Below are 15,555 nucleotides of genomic sequence, written 5' to 3' on the forward strand. Positions count from 1 at the left end.
GCACCGCCAGGGCGATCCTCGGAGACTCACGGGGAAGTTATCGGAAATGTTGCGTCGTCGGGCGGAGAACCGTTGTATTTCCCTGCTATTCCGTCGATTTCGCTTGGATCTAGCCCTCCAGGAGGAATCCGGACGCCGCAGCTCTTCCTGGCAGAATCGGCAAGTTTGGTAATTTCCGCAAATCGTGATGAGTTGGTATTCCCGGCATCAAGCACAAGATCCGCAAAAGCCGAAAGAGACGAAAGATCCCTTAAAACCCTTATTGTTCCTTTCCTTGAGGCGCTGGTTGATGATTACGAAAGCGGAAAAGCGACAAAGGCTTGCTCGGTGGATTCGAGGGACCTTGATCGTAGCCACCCTACCCATCCTTTCCCTTCCGGCAGGTTGCAATCGCGCCCATTACCGCCAGCGAGCGGATCAAGAAGTTTGTGAACTGGTGAACGAGAAAGTCGTGGATGCGTCTGCGCCTGCAATTCCAGGCGTTCAGATGCGGCGAGAGTCGCGGATGTTTGACCCGTTCAATCCCGATCGGCCTCCTATGCCCGAGGACGATGATGTAGCCCATCAGTACATGAAGGTGCTAAACGGAAAGAAGCATTATCCCCTGTGGGATGTGAACGGAAAGACGAACACGTCCGAGAATCCGGTATGGTGGCAGTACCTTCCATTGGACGAACGCGGTGTTCTCGTACTCGATGCCAACGCGGCCGTCCGACTGGCAACCTTGCACAACACCTCCTACCAACAGGAAATCGAGACGCTCTATCTATCCGCGCTCGACGTTAGCACGGAGCGATTCTTTCTGGGGAATCAGCTTTTTGCAGGATATGGCGCTGCATACACAGCTGATGGGAAGCTGCGCCGCGGCGGCGGTGGCAACAGCAGTTCGACGTTGAGCAATGGTGTGTTCTCGCGAGGTGCCCGAGGAATCTCGCTCCAACGCCAGTTCACGAACGGTGCCGAAATGATTGTCGGTTTGGCAAACTCGCTCACCTGGCAGCTTGCAGGTCCCGACACACAAACCGCCACGACGGTGATCGACTTCAGCTTCATACAACCTTTGTTGCGCGGCGGCGGACGCGATGTTGTCATGGAGCGTCTAACCCTCGCCGAACGGACGTTGTTGTACAACGTGCGAGCCTTTGAAAGATACCGAACCGGTTTCTATCTGAACGTGACCGTAGGACGAAATAACGACGCAGGACCGACCCGGCGAGGTGGATTGTTCGGGGGTGCTGGTTTGCAAGGCTTCACAGGGCTGGGTGGCGGTTTTGGTACCGTCGGCAATGTGCAGAACAATGCAGGTGCGGGATTTGGTGGTGGTGGAGCGGTTCCTCAAGTAGGTGGGTTCCTCGGGCTGGTTCAAAATCAGCTCCAGATTCGGAACGCCGAGGAAAACGTCGCTCGCCTTCGCGACAACCTGGCACGATTCGAAGACACGCTGCGGGAGCAGTTGACCATTATCCCGGCTTCACAAGACGCGATCCCCAGCCAACAGTTGCAGGTCGCACAAGCTCGACAAGCGTTGATCTCCGCGCAGGCGACATTGTTGCAGTCGCGATTTAGCTATGAGAACTCCCTCGACAACTTCAAGGGAACCCTCGGGCTGCCTCCTTACGTTTGCATCGAGATCAAGGATCCAATCTTGGATCAATTCAATCTGATCAGCGTCAATCTTCGGGACCGACGTGCCCAGATCGGGGAGCTTCGCGAAGACATCGGTGATGCGAACACCATCATCCTGGAAGAAAGTGTGATCGAGACAGACAAAGCCACCGGCGACAAGTTCCGGACACTGGTCTGGTCCGATACAACTGCCCAGGCAATCAGCGAGATTCGCAACCGTATTGAGCGGCTTCAAAATCTTCGCATGTTGATTTTGCAACAGGACATCCAAGAGATCCGCGTTGATCTGGCTCGGTTGAGAGAGGTTCTCCCAGCGCGAGAACGATCGCTTGCACGGCTTCGCGAGATGTACGAGCAAGAACGAAATACGGTCTGTGCATTGTTGCCCACGGATTCGCTCGACATGGCGTTGCTAGAGTCCACAGATCTACCCACTCTCCCTGATTTGTTGCAGGCTGAATTGGACAAAATTGAGAACCGCTTTTTGCAGCGAGAAGAGATCCTCAAGAAGATCGACTCCGACATGCAAAGCGTTCTGGCTTCCGGGCAGCAGCAGGACCCCCGAAAGCAGTACGAAACATTGCGGGATCAAGCGATTCTTCCCAGCCAATCGTTGCTAGCCGAGTTTGCGGAAGATGCATTGTCCTTGCAGGTGCTTCAGGCGCGTGCAAGAGTGGAGAGTGTCATTCTTCCCGAGGTGGACATCGCTCCGGAAGAAGCCGTCGAGATCGCGCGAGTGAATCGACTGGACTGGATGAACAGTCGTGCCTCGCTCGTAGATTCTTGGCGAGCCATTGAAATTGTGGCGGACAATTTGGAGAGCTCGCTCGATGTCGTATTTAGCGGCGACATTCAAAACGCAACGGACAATCCGTTGTCGCTGCGTGGTAAGACGGGACGGCTTCGGGCCGGCTTGCAATGGGACTCGCCTCTCACTCGCATGCAAGAGCGAAACCAATACCGGCAGGTGTTGATCGAGTACCAACAGGCAAAGCGAAACTACTACCGATACGAAGATGCCGTGTGGCAACAGCTTCGAAACGAGATCCGAAACCTGCGTTACAATCAATACAATTTTGAATTGCAACGCTATGCGGTCCGAATCGCTGCACAACAGATCATCATCAACGAAGACCTTCGTTTGATTCGTGAAAATCTGAGCCTCGCATCAGGTCCGACGGCAGCCCGGGACAGTGTTTCAGCCTTGCAGGACCTCCTCAATGCCCAGAACACGTTCCTCGGAGTATGGGTCTTTTACGAGGCTCAGCGACGGAACTTGGATCAAGACTTGGGCACCATCCGAGTTGACGGTGAAAACATCTGGGTTGATCCAGGCCCGATTACGTCGGAAATGTATGGGTTCCCGCAAGCGACTCCCGAGGTCATCCTTGAGCAAGAATCCCAAACCTCCAAGCCTTGGGGGGCAGGCGAAATTCTGCCTGTGTCGGCTAGCGTAGCGCCGACAGACACCTTGTACCGTCCCGAGAACGGTTCGGCGATCGAGGTTCTCGGCGCGGGAGTGCAAGTCGCACCGCAGGTGCAGCTTCGATAGGGCAAGAGAGGGGACTCCCTTCGCGCTAGCCTTTAGGCGAACAAGCGTGCGATAGGGATTCCGCCATCGGTGATGGGGACAGGACGATCGCCATCGAACAGATTCTTCGAGGGGTCGATGTGCAACGCCGCGCACATCGTCGCGAAGAAATCAGGCACGCTCACGGGATTCGAAACGATCTTTTTCGAGAGTTCATCGGTTTCTCCGTATGCGCCGCAATGCTGGAGACCTCCACCCGCCAGCACGCAAGTGAACGCTTTTCCTTGATGTCCACGTCCTCCACCGCTATCAAACTCCGGTGGTCGACCGAATTCGGTCGTGATGACAACCAGCGTCTTGTCGAGAAGTCGCTTCTCATTCAAGTCGTGGAGGAGTGCCCCCATAGCTTGCCCCAGTTCGCGGATCAATGCATGCTGTTGCAGAATCCCTTCGTTATGGACATCCCATCCCGCACCGTTGAGGAAATTCAAATTGTGCGAGACTTCGACGAAACGCACTCCACGCTCTATTAAACGACGACTGAGTAAGCAGCGTTGTCCAAACTCACTTCCATATCGATTCCGCAGCGCATCGGGTTCTCGCGATAAATCGAAGGTCGACATGAATTCCGGACTGCTCAGTTTTCGGCTTTGGGTCATGGCAGCTTCGTATTCTTGAAGCTTGCTGCCACTTTCCACGCGGTCCGACAGGTTGTTCGATGCCGAGCGGATCAGATCCTGCATGCGAGTCCGCCGAGCTTCACGATCGGTCGTCACCTCGGGAGGACGGGAAAGACCCGACGGCCCTTTGCTCGTATCGGTCAAATAGAGATAACCACTGGCTGCACCTAAGAAACCGGGACCGCGTGTGGGATTTGGGTAACCGATCAATACATACGAGGGCGCGAACTCGCTCGCGGCCCCTCGCTCGTGGGCAATGATCGAACCGATCGATGGGTAGACCACGGTATTGGTAACGGGTCTCCCCGTGTGCATACGGTTAGTCGCGGCTGCGTGTTCATCGATGACTTCGTGATGAACCGTTCGGACCGCGGTAATACGATCCATCCAAGGCGCGATGTCCGACAAATGCTCGCAGACTTTGACATCAGGAACGGCCGTTTCGATCGCGTCATAGTAGGAGCCAGGTTTTTTTCCTTTTGGGTCTCCCTTCGCCTTTGGATCGAACGTATCGATTTGTCCCATTCCTCCACCGAGCCAAATGGAGATGACATGTTCTGTTTTGCCGAATGGCAACGCGGAATCGTTATGCGACGACAACGCGCGTGCGATGGGCGTAGAACCAAACGCTTGGAGTGCACAACTGGCGGCGGTACCGATTGTGGCCATCGCAGAACGACGGTGAATGGATGGGAGAGGGAACGGCATGTGTCACCTTTGCGGTAGTTTACGGGTACCAAACCAGTTCGGGTTGATTGACCAGGGTCCAGAGGAAATCCTCGTATGCTTCTCGCCAGGGCGTACTAAGTCGCGGATCGACTGGGGGGCCCTCCATGACTCGGCGTTCATGCTCGAGTTGTATGGTCGATGTTTCAGGGACGAGGTGGTTAAACCACGTGACGAGAGGAAGTGGTTTCTGTGGCTCCGGTGCGGGGGCTTCGAGCGAAATCACACGGCTATCGAATCCTTGGGCAAGTTCGTTAGAGAGAGCGGAACGCTCCTCAGGTGTGGGCAATCGATTGAGGATACGAAGGTACCAGGTATCGACGAGTTCTTCGGGAGAACTGGCTTCGATCGCGATTCGCGAAACCGGGCTGTCCCACGCAGCTCGGGTCAGATTCTTAACCATGATTCCGTTCGCAATCATACCAGGTTGGAGCAGATTCGCATCGTGATCCCGTTGGCTAATGGGTTTCTGCCGCGAACCGGACCAACCAAACGCTTCCAGCACATCGACAATCGCTGCAGCTCGGGGCAAGGACAAACTAGGTCGATCTCGTTCGTTGTTCAAGCTGGTAAACATCCAAGCTCGAGTGGGAACACCAAGTGTTTGGCGCTGTCCTAACGTCCGTTGTCCGTCATGGACAAAGGTGAGTTCCTCGCTCTCGATCGGGAGCCCAAACGCGTGATGAAGGGCGTCCACAATTTGTTCTGCCGAAAGTCGCCTTGGATCCGGAGCGAGAAAGAATCGATCTTCGGAAGAGGCTTCACGGTTTCCGCCCATCGCTTTTCGTTGGTAGGCATCTGACAGCATGATCTCTTTCACGATCTCCCGCCAATCGTACGCGGATTGCACCAAGCGGTTCGCGAGCCAGTCGAGCAACTCGGGGTGACTCGCTTCCTTGCCTTCCCAATCATCAGCCGGTTCGACCAACCCCGCGCCCAGCAATCGCATCCAGATGCGGTTCACGAAGACTTGAGGGAACCGTTTGTTTTGAGGTGCCGTCACGATCGCTGCCAAGAGCTCCCGGGAGTCGTCTGGTTCGCGTTGCCAAACGCGGCACTCGGAAGCTTGCGGCAACCCTTGCTCAGGACCGAAGGGCCAATCGCGTGCGATCGATTCATCGGGGCGGAGCGTTACTTTGATCAAAGACTCACGCCCCTTCTTTTCAAAGAATGCATCGGGAACTCGACTGGTTTTTGGCACCGTCGTCGCTTTCCGATCGAGCATGGCGGCCAGGGAATAGAGGTCGCGTTGTTGGGTGCTGTGATAGGGTGAATCGTGACACCGCGCGCATTGCAGATCGATTCCGAGGAAAGCAGAAGCAATGATTCCGGCCTTGGCTGCCATGGGAGAATCCGATTCGCCAGCCAGAGCGAACGCGGCACTCCCTCCGGTTTGAATGCTACCTCGCATCAAGATCAATTCCGTGACCATGCGGTCCAGTGGCTTTCGATCCTCAAGTGCTTCGTAGAGGAACCATCGAAATGGACCGGTGCTTCCCATCGACTGATTCAGTAAGGTTGGGTTCTCAGCCAAAAGATCTTGCCAAAAACTCATCCAATGATCGGCGAAGCGAGGATCCGCCACGTAGCGTTCAATGGTTGCTTTTCTTTTGTCAGGGTTGGGATCTGCCAAGAACTGTTGGATCTCCATATGGCTCGGTGGCAAACCGATCGCGTCGAACGAAACGCGCCGTAAAAAAGCGATATCGGAAATCCGCTCCGGTGCTGTCAACTCCTCTGCGGTTCGAACCGGCGATGGCCAGTGCGCTCCATCGTCTATCCAGCGACGAAGCACATCGATTTGCTCTCTCGTCAATTTCGCTTCGGTTGGCGGCATCGCGCCGGATTCGATTTGCAGAATCAATTCACTTTCGCTCGCGTTGCCCGGTTTGACCGCTGCGTTTTCGGATTCTCCCGCCTTCAAGGCTTCATCACGTGCATGAAGACGGAGACCTCCCTTCTCTTTCTCCCCATGGCACCGAAAGCATTGGTCTCGAAGAATCGGAAGGACTTCGGTGTGAAACTGCTTCGAACGCTCTCTATCGGTTGACTGCGACGCTTGCCACTCGGATTCGATCTTCGCATGAAGAAATCGATCGATCGGATGGCTTGCCTCGGGCGTTAAATGCCGTTCAAACGAAGGCAAGGTCGCCGTCGAGGAGAATAGTAGGCTAGCGATCGTTCTGGACTCCGCATGGCGAAGGTCCCAATAGGTATCCTGCGATTGCGCACGCTCGCGACGAACGAGTCTATCGATGTGTCGAATCTCTTCCGCCTGCTTTTGGCGAATAGGCGCAACAGTTTGTTCAGTCAATGGAAGGTGCAAACTATTGTTTGGAGACAAGAGGTAAAGCATCTTCTCGCCGATCGGTTCGATCGCAACCAGAATCTCCCCGGTCTCGGTTCGTTGTCCAGGACCGCCCACGATCGATTCGAAGATGATACGTAAGGGTAACGGCGCCTCAGAAGAATCATTGGCCGTGACCTGAAACTCTCCGAACGCTTCTTGCTGGTGGTAACCTGGTGGGAGCACTCCTTCGTAGGGGCCGGTCGCGACTGGCGTAATGGCTTGTTCGCCATCGACAGATTTCCGATGGACCGGCCCGGTTCTCGCGACGACTTTTTCTTTCATCCAAAGCCTGGATAGACCGCGTGCACGCGTCCAAACGCGATAATCCCCTGGAGGAAGTCGAACGTCGCATGCCGCCCGGAGCAACAAAGGAGACTTCCAGTCGTCCCGAATCCCCCAGTCATCGTAACGTTGAGGGATTTGTTTGAGGAAGAACGTTTCGCTCGTCCATGTCGTCGAAGCAGAGGGAAAGCTCTCCCCTTCGTTGAGCCAGCGATCCGCTTTCGGAAGGAATTCGTGCAAGCTGAATTGGACTTTGCCTACGGGAAGCTCACCTAGTTCGGCAATCACTTCGGGAGCGAGGGTCGATTTTCTGGGGCCCCCTTGTCGCTGAAACTTCGCTGCCACTTGGGCATCGGTCCATGCGTTTCGGTACAACGCGATTCCGTCAAGCATTCCGACATATTGATTGCCAAGAGAGGCGGTACCGATCCATACATCGTCGTCATCCTCAATCGGTGGCAATTTCGTTTTGCCCCCCATATCCCATTTGCCATCGGTTGGTTGTCCGTCGATCCAACCTCGCACGGTATCAGGCTCGCCGAAGCGATAGGTGACCGCAATGTGATGCCAGCCAGTGTTAGGTTCAAACGCGAGATGGGAAGTCCAACGATGCCAGTGGGAACTGTTAGCGCTTTGGCCCGTTGAGAAGAGGAAACTCAATCGGTATTCACCTTGTTCCGCCACCAGTCGCAGAGCCCAGTTTTGGTTGTCTTTGGCAAACTTCGGATTCCCAGTACGTCCCTTTCCCATCACCATCATGGGGGACGTTTTGCTGTTGGGATCCGGCTGGACCCAAGCTTCGATCGATAGGGAGTCACCGTTGCTGAAATCAAAGGAGCTGGATTCTCCTTTATCAGGGATGACCAGATGCGAACCGCCTGGTTGGAAGCGAATTGCTTGGTTGTGGGGTCGGAAATCGGGGAACTCGGGGGGGCGGGGCCCTTCTTGGTCACGGACGATGCTCCCTTTTTCCGTCCAAGCAATCGTGGTTTCCGATTCAAAATCAAGGCGTATGACCGGCTGGGAGTCTTCGGTTCGTTTGGAGTCCTGCGCGTTTCCAAGCTCTGGAGAAAGAGAGCAGAGTATGGCGAAGAAGCAAACGGCGAAACGCGTCCAACATTCATGCCGAGGTAGAAATCGATTCATGGGACCAGGCGGTAGGATGGGGAGGGGTACCTGATTGAGGGACCTCTATTTTAGACGGTAATCCCCCCTCGCGCCTTCGGAGAATCGACAAATCCTGCGGATTGCGGGTTACGATTTGATCAGAAGATTGACGATTGCGGTAAATCCGTGGACCAAGTTTTGGTCAGCCATGGGGCCGAATTCGCCAGCCGCGAACATCCCTGCGAGCGGAAGATTTGGAAATTGCTTTTCGATGGACGAGGCGTCGTGATGGGGATTGGGAAACATCCGGGTGCCTCGTCCGTTGCATGTAAACAGTAATGCAGCTTCGGGGGCGAGTTGTCCCATCGCCGATTTGGACAGCAAATGCTGGAGATCGGCGTCGGCCGCCTCGGCATCGCGGACATGAAACCGAACCGTCTGTCCCACTTGAAATCGATCGGTAACGACAAGCCCTTGATTGCTCGAATCCACTCCTTGGACGGCGCGAATCAGAAACTCGCCGTGTGAAAATGTAGAGCTGTACTCGTTGATGGCCCGCCCCATCATGAGACTGTTCGACATCATCTGTTGCTCGCGTTGCGGAAGATGGGCATACATGTCGCGAAGTTGGAGCATCGCCGGTTTCCCACCGAGTTCAACGACCGTTTGTCCTTCCATTGCCGTGATGACGAACGGATCGCCAACTGGTCTGCATCCTTGGCTGATGACGCTGTGCCAATACCATCCGGCAGGTAAAGTCATTGCCACTGCCCCTCGAACCGTCACCTTGTCACCCGCCAACAGCAAATTCGGTGCTTGCCAGTTCGAACTACTGCAGTATCCGCCCAAGATCGGGACGACCGCATCGGTCGGATGGAATCGCTCGTATTCGAGCACGTCCGCTAGCAACTCGACCGAAAACGAAACCGGGCAAGCGACTGTGAGGAGGCCGCGATGGCTATTCGCAATCAATTCCTCGGTGACTCCCATCACCGATGGACCGTCAGGCGTTCTTAGGCACTCTAGCTCATAGATACGAGGACTTTCTTGCCAGCCCGATATTAGCAGTACGGTCGCGGCGCATTGGCACTCGAGCTCGCATCGTTTTCCCACCAAGCTTTCAGCAGACCCGCCGAAAACCGGAACTCCGGGCGCCAAATCGAACCAAAGCGAGAGGATGTCGTCGCCTTTGTCCGCAATGGCGTCGCCGCTCAAAAAGACAAACGCGAAATCAATGGGATCTCGCATCCCTTCCGATGCTCGCTCAAATGCAGTGCGAAGCGAAACAAGAATCGAGGCACTCGAGGCGATCCCACAAGAGCTTGGCATTGTGATCGCCTACGCCGAAACGATGGAATTCAAGTCACGGTCAAATTGTCCGCGCGTCATCACTTCGTCCGCTCCGCTGGCTTCCGCGTCGTGCAATCGCTGAACATCCACATGAGGACCGAATGCAATCACCTTTGCCTTGGGGAAGCGACTCTTCAAGAGAGGAATGGCAGATTCCAATTCAATCGACGTCAGGGACAAGTCGACGAAAGCGAGTTGTACCGATTCGCTATCAACGCATCGTTCGACGAGCTTCTCTACCGACCGGTCCGCGACTAGGCTACCGCCAGCCGCTTTGACTGCCCCACTTACTCGGGACTGAAACATCAGATCATTTGTCAACATTACAACCACAGCATTTTCTCCGAAGGCGCGAGGCATTGTATCGAACAACAGGACTAGGCGTCAAAGCGGTTCACCGAGATTCCAACCCTTGAATTTGAGGGGAAACCTATTCGACAACCAGTGAAATCCCCCGATGATCCGAGCGTTTCGGGCGATGCAAAAGCCCTCTATACCGCACCTGCAGATCCTTGCTCACCAAAGCGTGGTCGATCGGTATTCCCAATGAACCGAGTTGAGACGGCCAACTGGCGTACAAGCCTCGCCCGACTCGACTATCCACCAAATCCGCATCCTTCAACAGCCGTTGGAAGGGGTAGGACCAAGGTGTAATGTTGAGGTCTCCCATAACGATTGCGTGACCGTTCTTACTCTGCACCCAATCACTTACTGCGTTCAATTGGATATCTCGATTCCGAGTTCGGGATGGATCCATAGTAGGAGAATAAGTGTGCACAGCTAAAAGGGAAAGAGGAGGACGCCCCTGGGGTTGGGGTATCGTGACTTCCATAGCGGGAACGGAGAGATCGGCTAGGTCGACCGTCTCGATGCGAGTCCCTGGAACTTTGCTAAAAACTCCAATGCCTTTCGCTCCCAGCAATATCCACTTGCGGTAGGGGTATTCGACCGCCAATTTCTCGGCATACGACTCGTGCAGCGAGCTCAGTTCGATCAAAACAATCAAGTCGGGATGGAATTCCCGAAGCGACTCTTCGAATTCGTTCAAATCCGAGTTCTCCATCAGAACATTCCACGACGCAATCCGCGTACCTGATAAACGAGAATCGTTCTCGGCGAATGGAATCGCATCCCACGGATTCGCGAAGAGAATGAACACCGCGCTGCACCCTACGACAGGTATCAATCGAATAAAATAGGCCCTCTGCGATTCCGGATCCGCCTTCCGCATGCTCCATAAGAGGATGGGGATGACAACCAGCGACCCCCAACAGAAATGCCACGTTGTGTGCGTGAATAAATCGAGCCATGGGTGCCACCGACTCGTTAGCATCCCCAAGCATGCGATACCGCAAATGAGACCCGTCGAACCGGCCCCTTGCAAACATAGTTTGGAGACAGTCGATCGCGGCGAGGGTAGCATGGAAAGGCCTTGTGCATGGAATTAAGTCGCTGACATAGCTGGGACCGATTCCGAATCTACGCGGGGCGTCGAATCCAAGGTTCTTCTTACAATTTCACCTGTAGGCTCCGTTTTTCGGTGCGCGGCAGCAATGATCACATAGAGAGCGGGCACAACGAATAAGGTAAAGAGAGACCCAATAGCCATGCCGACAACAAGGACAATTCCGATACTATTGCGAGCCTCGGCGCCGGGCCCTGTGACAAAGACGAGTGGCAAGTGACCGAGGACGGTTGCTGCGGAGGTCATTAAAACGGGGCGGAGCCGTGTTCGTGCGGCTTCTAACGCAGCAGCACGTTTCGCAAGCCCCTGCTCTTGGAGATGATTGGCGAACTCGACGATCAAGATCCCATTTTTGGCAACAAGGCCGACCAAGGTAATCAATCCGACTTGCGAGTAAATGTTGATCGTCGTCAGACCCAAGTACGTGATGGAAAGGGACGCAGAAATGGCGAGCGGCACCGATCCAATGAGAACGATCAGCGGATCACGGAAAGATTTGAACTGCGCGGCCAGTACCAAATAGATCAATACCAACGCGATCCCCAGCGTGACGGTGAGCGCGGAGCCCTCTTGTCGAATTTGACGCGACTCTCCAGCGTAATCGAGACTTGCATCTTCACCTGCGGATTCGCGCACGATCCCCTCCATGGTTCTTAAACCTTCCTCTTTGGTGAAAGGGGGAACCATGACGGCATTGAACTTCAATGCCGTCTGCTGTTGGAATCGACTTAAAACGCGAGGAGCTGTTTTGGGTTCGATACTGGCGAACGTGGAAACGGGAATGAGCTGTCCGTCTGGCGTTCGAATCTTGATATCCATCAATTCGTTTGTCGATTTACGATCCTCATCGGCCAATTGCGGGATGACTTGATACGATCGATTGAAATGATTGAATCGATTGACGTATCCACCTCCAAGCAACACGCCGAGTTCCTGAGCTATTGCAGCCAAATCCAGTTTGAGGTCCGCAACCTTTTCTCGATCGACGACCACTTGGGCTTGGGGAAGATCCACCTTCAAGTCAGGATCCACAAACAAAAACATGTTAGATTCCATGGCTTTCTGCACGATGTTCGACGAGAGCTCAATCATCCGAGAAAGCTCAAGATCCCCCTTGAGAATGACCTCGACATCAAAATTACCTGCACCCGGAAGCGGGGGCATCAGGATGGGAAGCGGCCTGAGCCCGGGGACTTGTGAGGCCAGATAGTAGACCTCTCCGAACATTTCTTGTGTGCTGCGTTGCCCGTGTTCCTTCCGCTCGTGCCAATCGTGTGTGATCACACCGCCGAACCCGCTATTGGATCCGATGACAGCCCACATGTAGTCCGTCTCGGGGGCTTTATCAAATTGAGTGGCCAACTGGGTTGCCCACTGGGTAGTACTCTTCAGCGTCGAGTCAGGCGACGCTTGGAGCATGACACCAATCGCTCCTTGATCTTCGATGGGGGCTAACTCTTTACCCGACCTCTGATAGAAGGGAACCGCCGCCATGCCCAAGACAATCGTGAGCATAGCGATCGTCCAGCGGATACCAAGAACTCGTTCGAGAACAAGACCGTAAGCGGCTTGCACACGGTCGAATAGCCAATTGACCTTTCGCGTCAACCAGGGCTCTTTCCCAGATGCACTCAGCATGACTGCGCTCATTACAGGCGAAAGCGTTACGGCGACAATGCCTGATAGGAGCACGGCTGCAGCAAGCGTGAACGCAAACTCTCGAAAGAGCATCCCTGTCAAACCGCCTTGAAATCCGATGGGTGCATAAACCACGGCGAGCGTGATCGTCATCGCGATGATCGGTCCCACCAATTCTCTAGCCCCCACGATAGCAGCATCGAATTTCCCGAGGCCTTCTTGGATGTGTCGCTGCACATTCTCCACGACGACAATGGCATCGTCGACCACCAAACCCACGGCGAGCACGATGGCTAACAACGTAAGCAGGTTGAGGGAAAAGCCCATCAAGTACATCAGAATCGATGCCCCGATTAGGGAAACAGGCATCGCGACCAGCGGAACAATCGCGGTGCGAATCGACCCCATGAACAAAAACACGACGAATCCGACAATACAAATGGTCTCAATCAAGGTCTGAGAGATCTCATAGAGGGAGTCCCGCATGAATTTCGTCGCGTCAAACGCCAGTTGCATATCGATGTGCTTGGGAAGTGATGGACGCAGCTTCTCCATCGCTGCATTCAACTGATTTGCCACCTCGATTTCATTGATCCCGGGCAAAGGCCAAACCGACAGATAGACCGCTTCACGTCCCCGATACATGGCGACCATATTGGGCTCCTCCGAGCCAAATTCCACGCGAGCCACATCGCGCAATCGCACGACAGCACCATCGTTTTGCCACACGATCAATTCTTCGAACTCTTCGACGGTCTTCAAATCCGTGTCTGTCAGCAAATCGACTTGCACGGAATCATTCTTCACACGACCGATGGCCGCTAGATAGTTGTTTCGTCTCAAGGCACCATAGACATCGCCTGGTGTCAGATTCAATTCGGATAATCGCGACGGAGAAATCCAAATTCTCATTGCCGGAATTCTCCCTCCTTCGACACCGACACGCTGAACGCCCGATATGGTCGAAAATTGAGGCTGAACCGTTCGCATGAGATAATCGGTCAACGCAGGGATTTCATACTCGTCCGATGTGAAGCTCAGATAAAAGGATGCGTAGGGACGGTCCGCCCGTTGAATCTCCACGACCGAAGGTTCGGATTCGGCGGGAAGCTCGCGTCTCACCTGTTGAAGTCTCGCATTGACCTCCGCCAACGCTGCGGTCGCGCTGTGATTCAATTTCAGTCGGATCGTGATTGTGCTGATCCCCGCGACGCTTGACGACTCGATGAAATCGACACCCGCAATCGAAGAGACTGCCTTTTCGATGGGGGTAGTCAAAAAACCGCGAATCGTCTCAGCGCTGGCACCGATGTAGACTGTGGTGATCTGGATCGAGGTGCTTTCCAGTTTTGGGAACTGCTGGATCGGCAGTGACTGCGCGGTGCGCACTCCGATCAACACCAGGATCAAATTGACAACGATCGCCAAGACAGGGTGGCGAATAAACAAATCAGTTAGGTTCTTCATGGTGCTGCGACCTCGTCTGGCTTTGGCATCACCCAAAGGTCTGGGCGGATTTTAAACGAACCATCCGAAACGACCGTTTCGCCTGCTTCGAGTCCGCGGAGGATGGTGACAAATCCATCGATCGAACGCCCTGGCTGCACGCTCCGCATTTTTGCTCGCTGCTTTTGCGGCTCCTTTTCGTCCGGTGCGGTAGTGAAGACATAAGGTCCGGTTGGAGCGCTTCGGAGCGCCGAATACGGGATCTTGACTGCAGGAATCGGAGGCCCATAAGCCATCTCCACTTTGACCGAGTCGTTGGGTTGAAGGCTTTCCGGTGGATTCTTAAGCAAGCAACGCGCCAATATATTGCGAGTGATTTTGTCCGCCTGCGAATCGATCGCGATAATCGAAGCCGGCAGCGGCTTCTCGAAGTGGATGAGTTGCACCACATCCCCTTTTCGCATGTAATCGGCCACCGACTGTGGCATCATGAAATCGACGTAAACCGCCGCTTCGGTCCCTTGCAGCATGGTGATGGCCGTCCCCTCCGGCAGGTACTGTCCTGGCTGCAGATCGAACAGGCCCGCTTTGGCGTCAAAGGGAGCTCTCAGAGTCTTCTTCGCGATGATGGCGTCGAGCCGCGAGACTTCGGCGTTGGCCTGCTGAAGGAATGCGTTGGCCTGCTCGAATTCCAGTTCGCTAATCGCTTTGGCTTCCCAAGCCTGTTTCGATCGTTCATAGGTCAACTGCGCGATGCCCAGAGCGGCTTTCGCGCTTTCGAGCTGTGAGTCTTCCACCCGAGTGTCCAGTTTGACGAGGACCTGATCTTTTCGCACCGTTTCACCCGGCTTGAAATTCACCTCGCTCACCGTTCCCACCAACTCGGTTCGCAGTTGAATGTACTGCGTTGCAAAGACGGTACCGATGGCCGTGGCAGAAGCTCGGGTCTCCACTTCCAGCACTTTGGAAAAAGAAACAACCTCCGCAGATTCGTCCGGAACTTGCATCGGTTGCGAATCCATGCGATGCCGCAAGTAGACAATGAGCCCTACCGAGCCACCCACTGCCGCGATCAATAAGATCGATGCGATGATGTTGGTCCAAATTGACCGCATGCTGATCCCTCAAACCACACCGACTCCATGCGTCGGCTGGTTTTCTAGCTAAGCGAAAAGAAAAGAGGGCCCCGGACGATCCCGAACCCCTTGCTCCATTGGTCGATTGTCAATCTCGAAAATCGACACGTTCACCAATAGTATACTCACCGGTGTAATCTTCCTACTCCCACGCCATGGAATAAATGCCCGTGGACGGGTGCCCCGCAAAACGAGCGACCACGGAATGGGAGGAAGGG

General features: G+C 54.6%; 8 protein-coding genes. 1 reads left to right on the top strand and 7 read right to left on the bottom strand.

Features of this window, described 5'->3' with window-relative positions; genetic code table 11:
* The first annotated feature begins 187 nt into the window (after positions 1-187).
* On the top strand, positions 188-3,178 hold the full coding sequence (locus tag SH467x_RS00760) for a hypothetical protein (protein ID WP_482369409.1): 2,991 nt from the start codon (positions 188-190) through the stop codon (positions 3,176-3,178).
* A 32-nt stretch (positions 3,179-3,210) separates the two neighbouring features.
* Here SH467x_RS00760 and SH467x_RS00765 read toward each other — a convergent pair whose 3' ends face one another.
* The 7 genes from SH467x_RS00765 to SH467x_RS00795 all read right to left on the bottom strand — a co-directional run bounded on the left by SH467x_RS00765 (position 3,211) and on the right by SH467x_RS00795 (position 15,316).
* Positions 3,211-4,545: a DUF1501 domain-containing protein gene (locus tag SH467x_RS00765; RefSeq protein ID WP_482369410.1), complete on the bottom strand. Its 1,335-nt coding sequence runs from the start codon at positions 4,543-4,545 to the stop codon at positions 3,211-3,213.
* A gap of 19 nt (positions 4,546-4,564) precedes the next feature.
* Positions 4,565-8,341, bottom strand: a complete 3,777-nt coding sequence (locus tag SH467x_RS00770; protein ID WP_482369411.1) for a DUF1553 domain-containing protein — start codon at positions 8,339-8,341, stop codon at positions 4,565-4,567.
* Positions 8,342-8,449: 108 nt separating this feature from the next.
* Positions 8,450-9,631: an FIST signal transduction protein gene (locus SH467x_RS00775; RefSeq protein WP_482369412.1), complete on the bottom strand. Its 1,182-nt coding sequence runs from the start codon at positions 9,629-9,631 to the stop codon at positions 8,450-8,452.
* A 9-nt stretch (positions 9,632-9,640) separates the two neighbouring features.
* Complete coding sequence (locus SH467x_RS00780; RefSeq protein ID WP_482369413.1) at positions 9,641-9,958, bottom strand: hypothetical protein; 318 nt, start codon at positions 9,956-9,958, stop codon at positions 9,641-9,643.
* 124 nt (positions 9,959-10,082) lie between these two features.
* Positions 10,083-11,075: an endonuclease/exonuclease/phosphatase family protein gene (locus SH467x_RS00785; protein WP_482369414.1), complete on the bottom strand. Its 993-nt coding sequence runs from the start codon at positions 11,073-11,075 to the stop codon at positions 10,083-10,085.
* Positions 11,076-11,096: 21 nt separating this feature from the next.
* Positions 11,097-14,222, bottom strand: coding sequence for an efflux RND transporter permease subunit (locus SH467x_RS00790; protein WP_482369415.1), 3,126 nt, complete (start codon positions 14,220-14,222; stop codon positions 11,097-11,099).
* Complete coding sequence (locus SH467x_RS00795) at positions 14,219-15,316, bottom strand: efflux RND transporter periplasmic adaptor subunit (protein WP_482369416.1); 1,098 nt, start codon at positions 15,314-15,316, stop codon at positions 14,219-14,221. Before SH467x_RS00795 ends, SH467x_RS00790 begins: the two co-directional genes overlap by 4 nt.
* Positions 15,317-15,555 lie beyond the last annotated feature (239 nt).

Origin of the sequence: Brakhagea slesvicensis (assembly GCF_052161625.1) — a bacterium.
Classification (GTDB): domain Bacteria; phylum Planctomycetota; class Planctomycetia; order Pirellulales; family Pirellulaceae; genus JBKCUI01.

Coding starts and splice junctions, on each gene's coding strand:
- SH467x_RS00760 (WP_482369409.1), top strand. CDS start 188: ATGAGTTGGTATTCCCGGCATCAAGCACAAGATCCGCAAAAGCCGAAA.
- SH467x_RS00765 (WP_482369410.1), bottom strand. CDS start 4,545: ATGCCGTTCCCTCTCCCATCCATTCACCGTCGTTCTGCGATGGCCACA.
- SH467x_RS00770 (WP_482369411.1), bottom strand. CDS start 8,341: ATGAATCGATTTCTACCTCGGCATGAATGTTGGACGCGTTTCGCCGTT.
- SH467x_RS00775 (WP_482369412.1), bottom strand. CDS start 9,631: ATGCCAAGCTCTTGTGGGATCGCCTCGAGTGCCTCGATTCTTGTTTCG.
- SH467x_RS00780 (WP_482369413.1), bottom strand. CDS start 9,958: ATGTTTCAGTCCCGAGTAAGTGGGGCAGTCAAAGCGGCTGGCGGTAGC.
- SH467x_RS00785 (WP_482369414.1), bottom strand. CDS start 11,075: ATGCTACCCTCGCCGCGATCGACTGTCTCCAAACTATGTTTGCAAGGG.
- SH467x_RS00790 (WP_482369415.1), bottom strand. CDS start 14,222: ATGAAGAACCTAACTGATTTGTTTATTCGCCACCCTGTCTTGGCGATC.
- SH467x_RS00795 (WP_482369416.1), bottom strand. CDS start 15,316: ATGCGGTCAATTTGGACCAACATCATCGCATCGATCTTATTGATCGCG.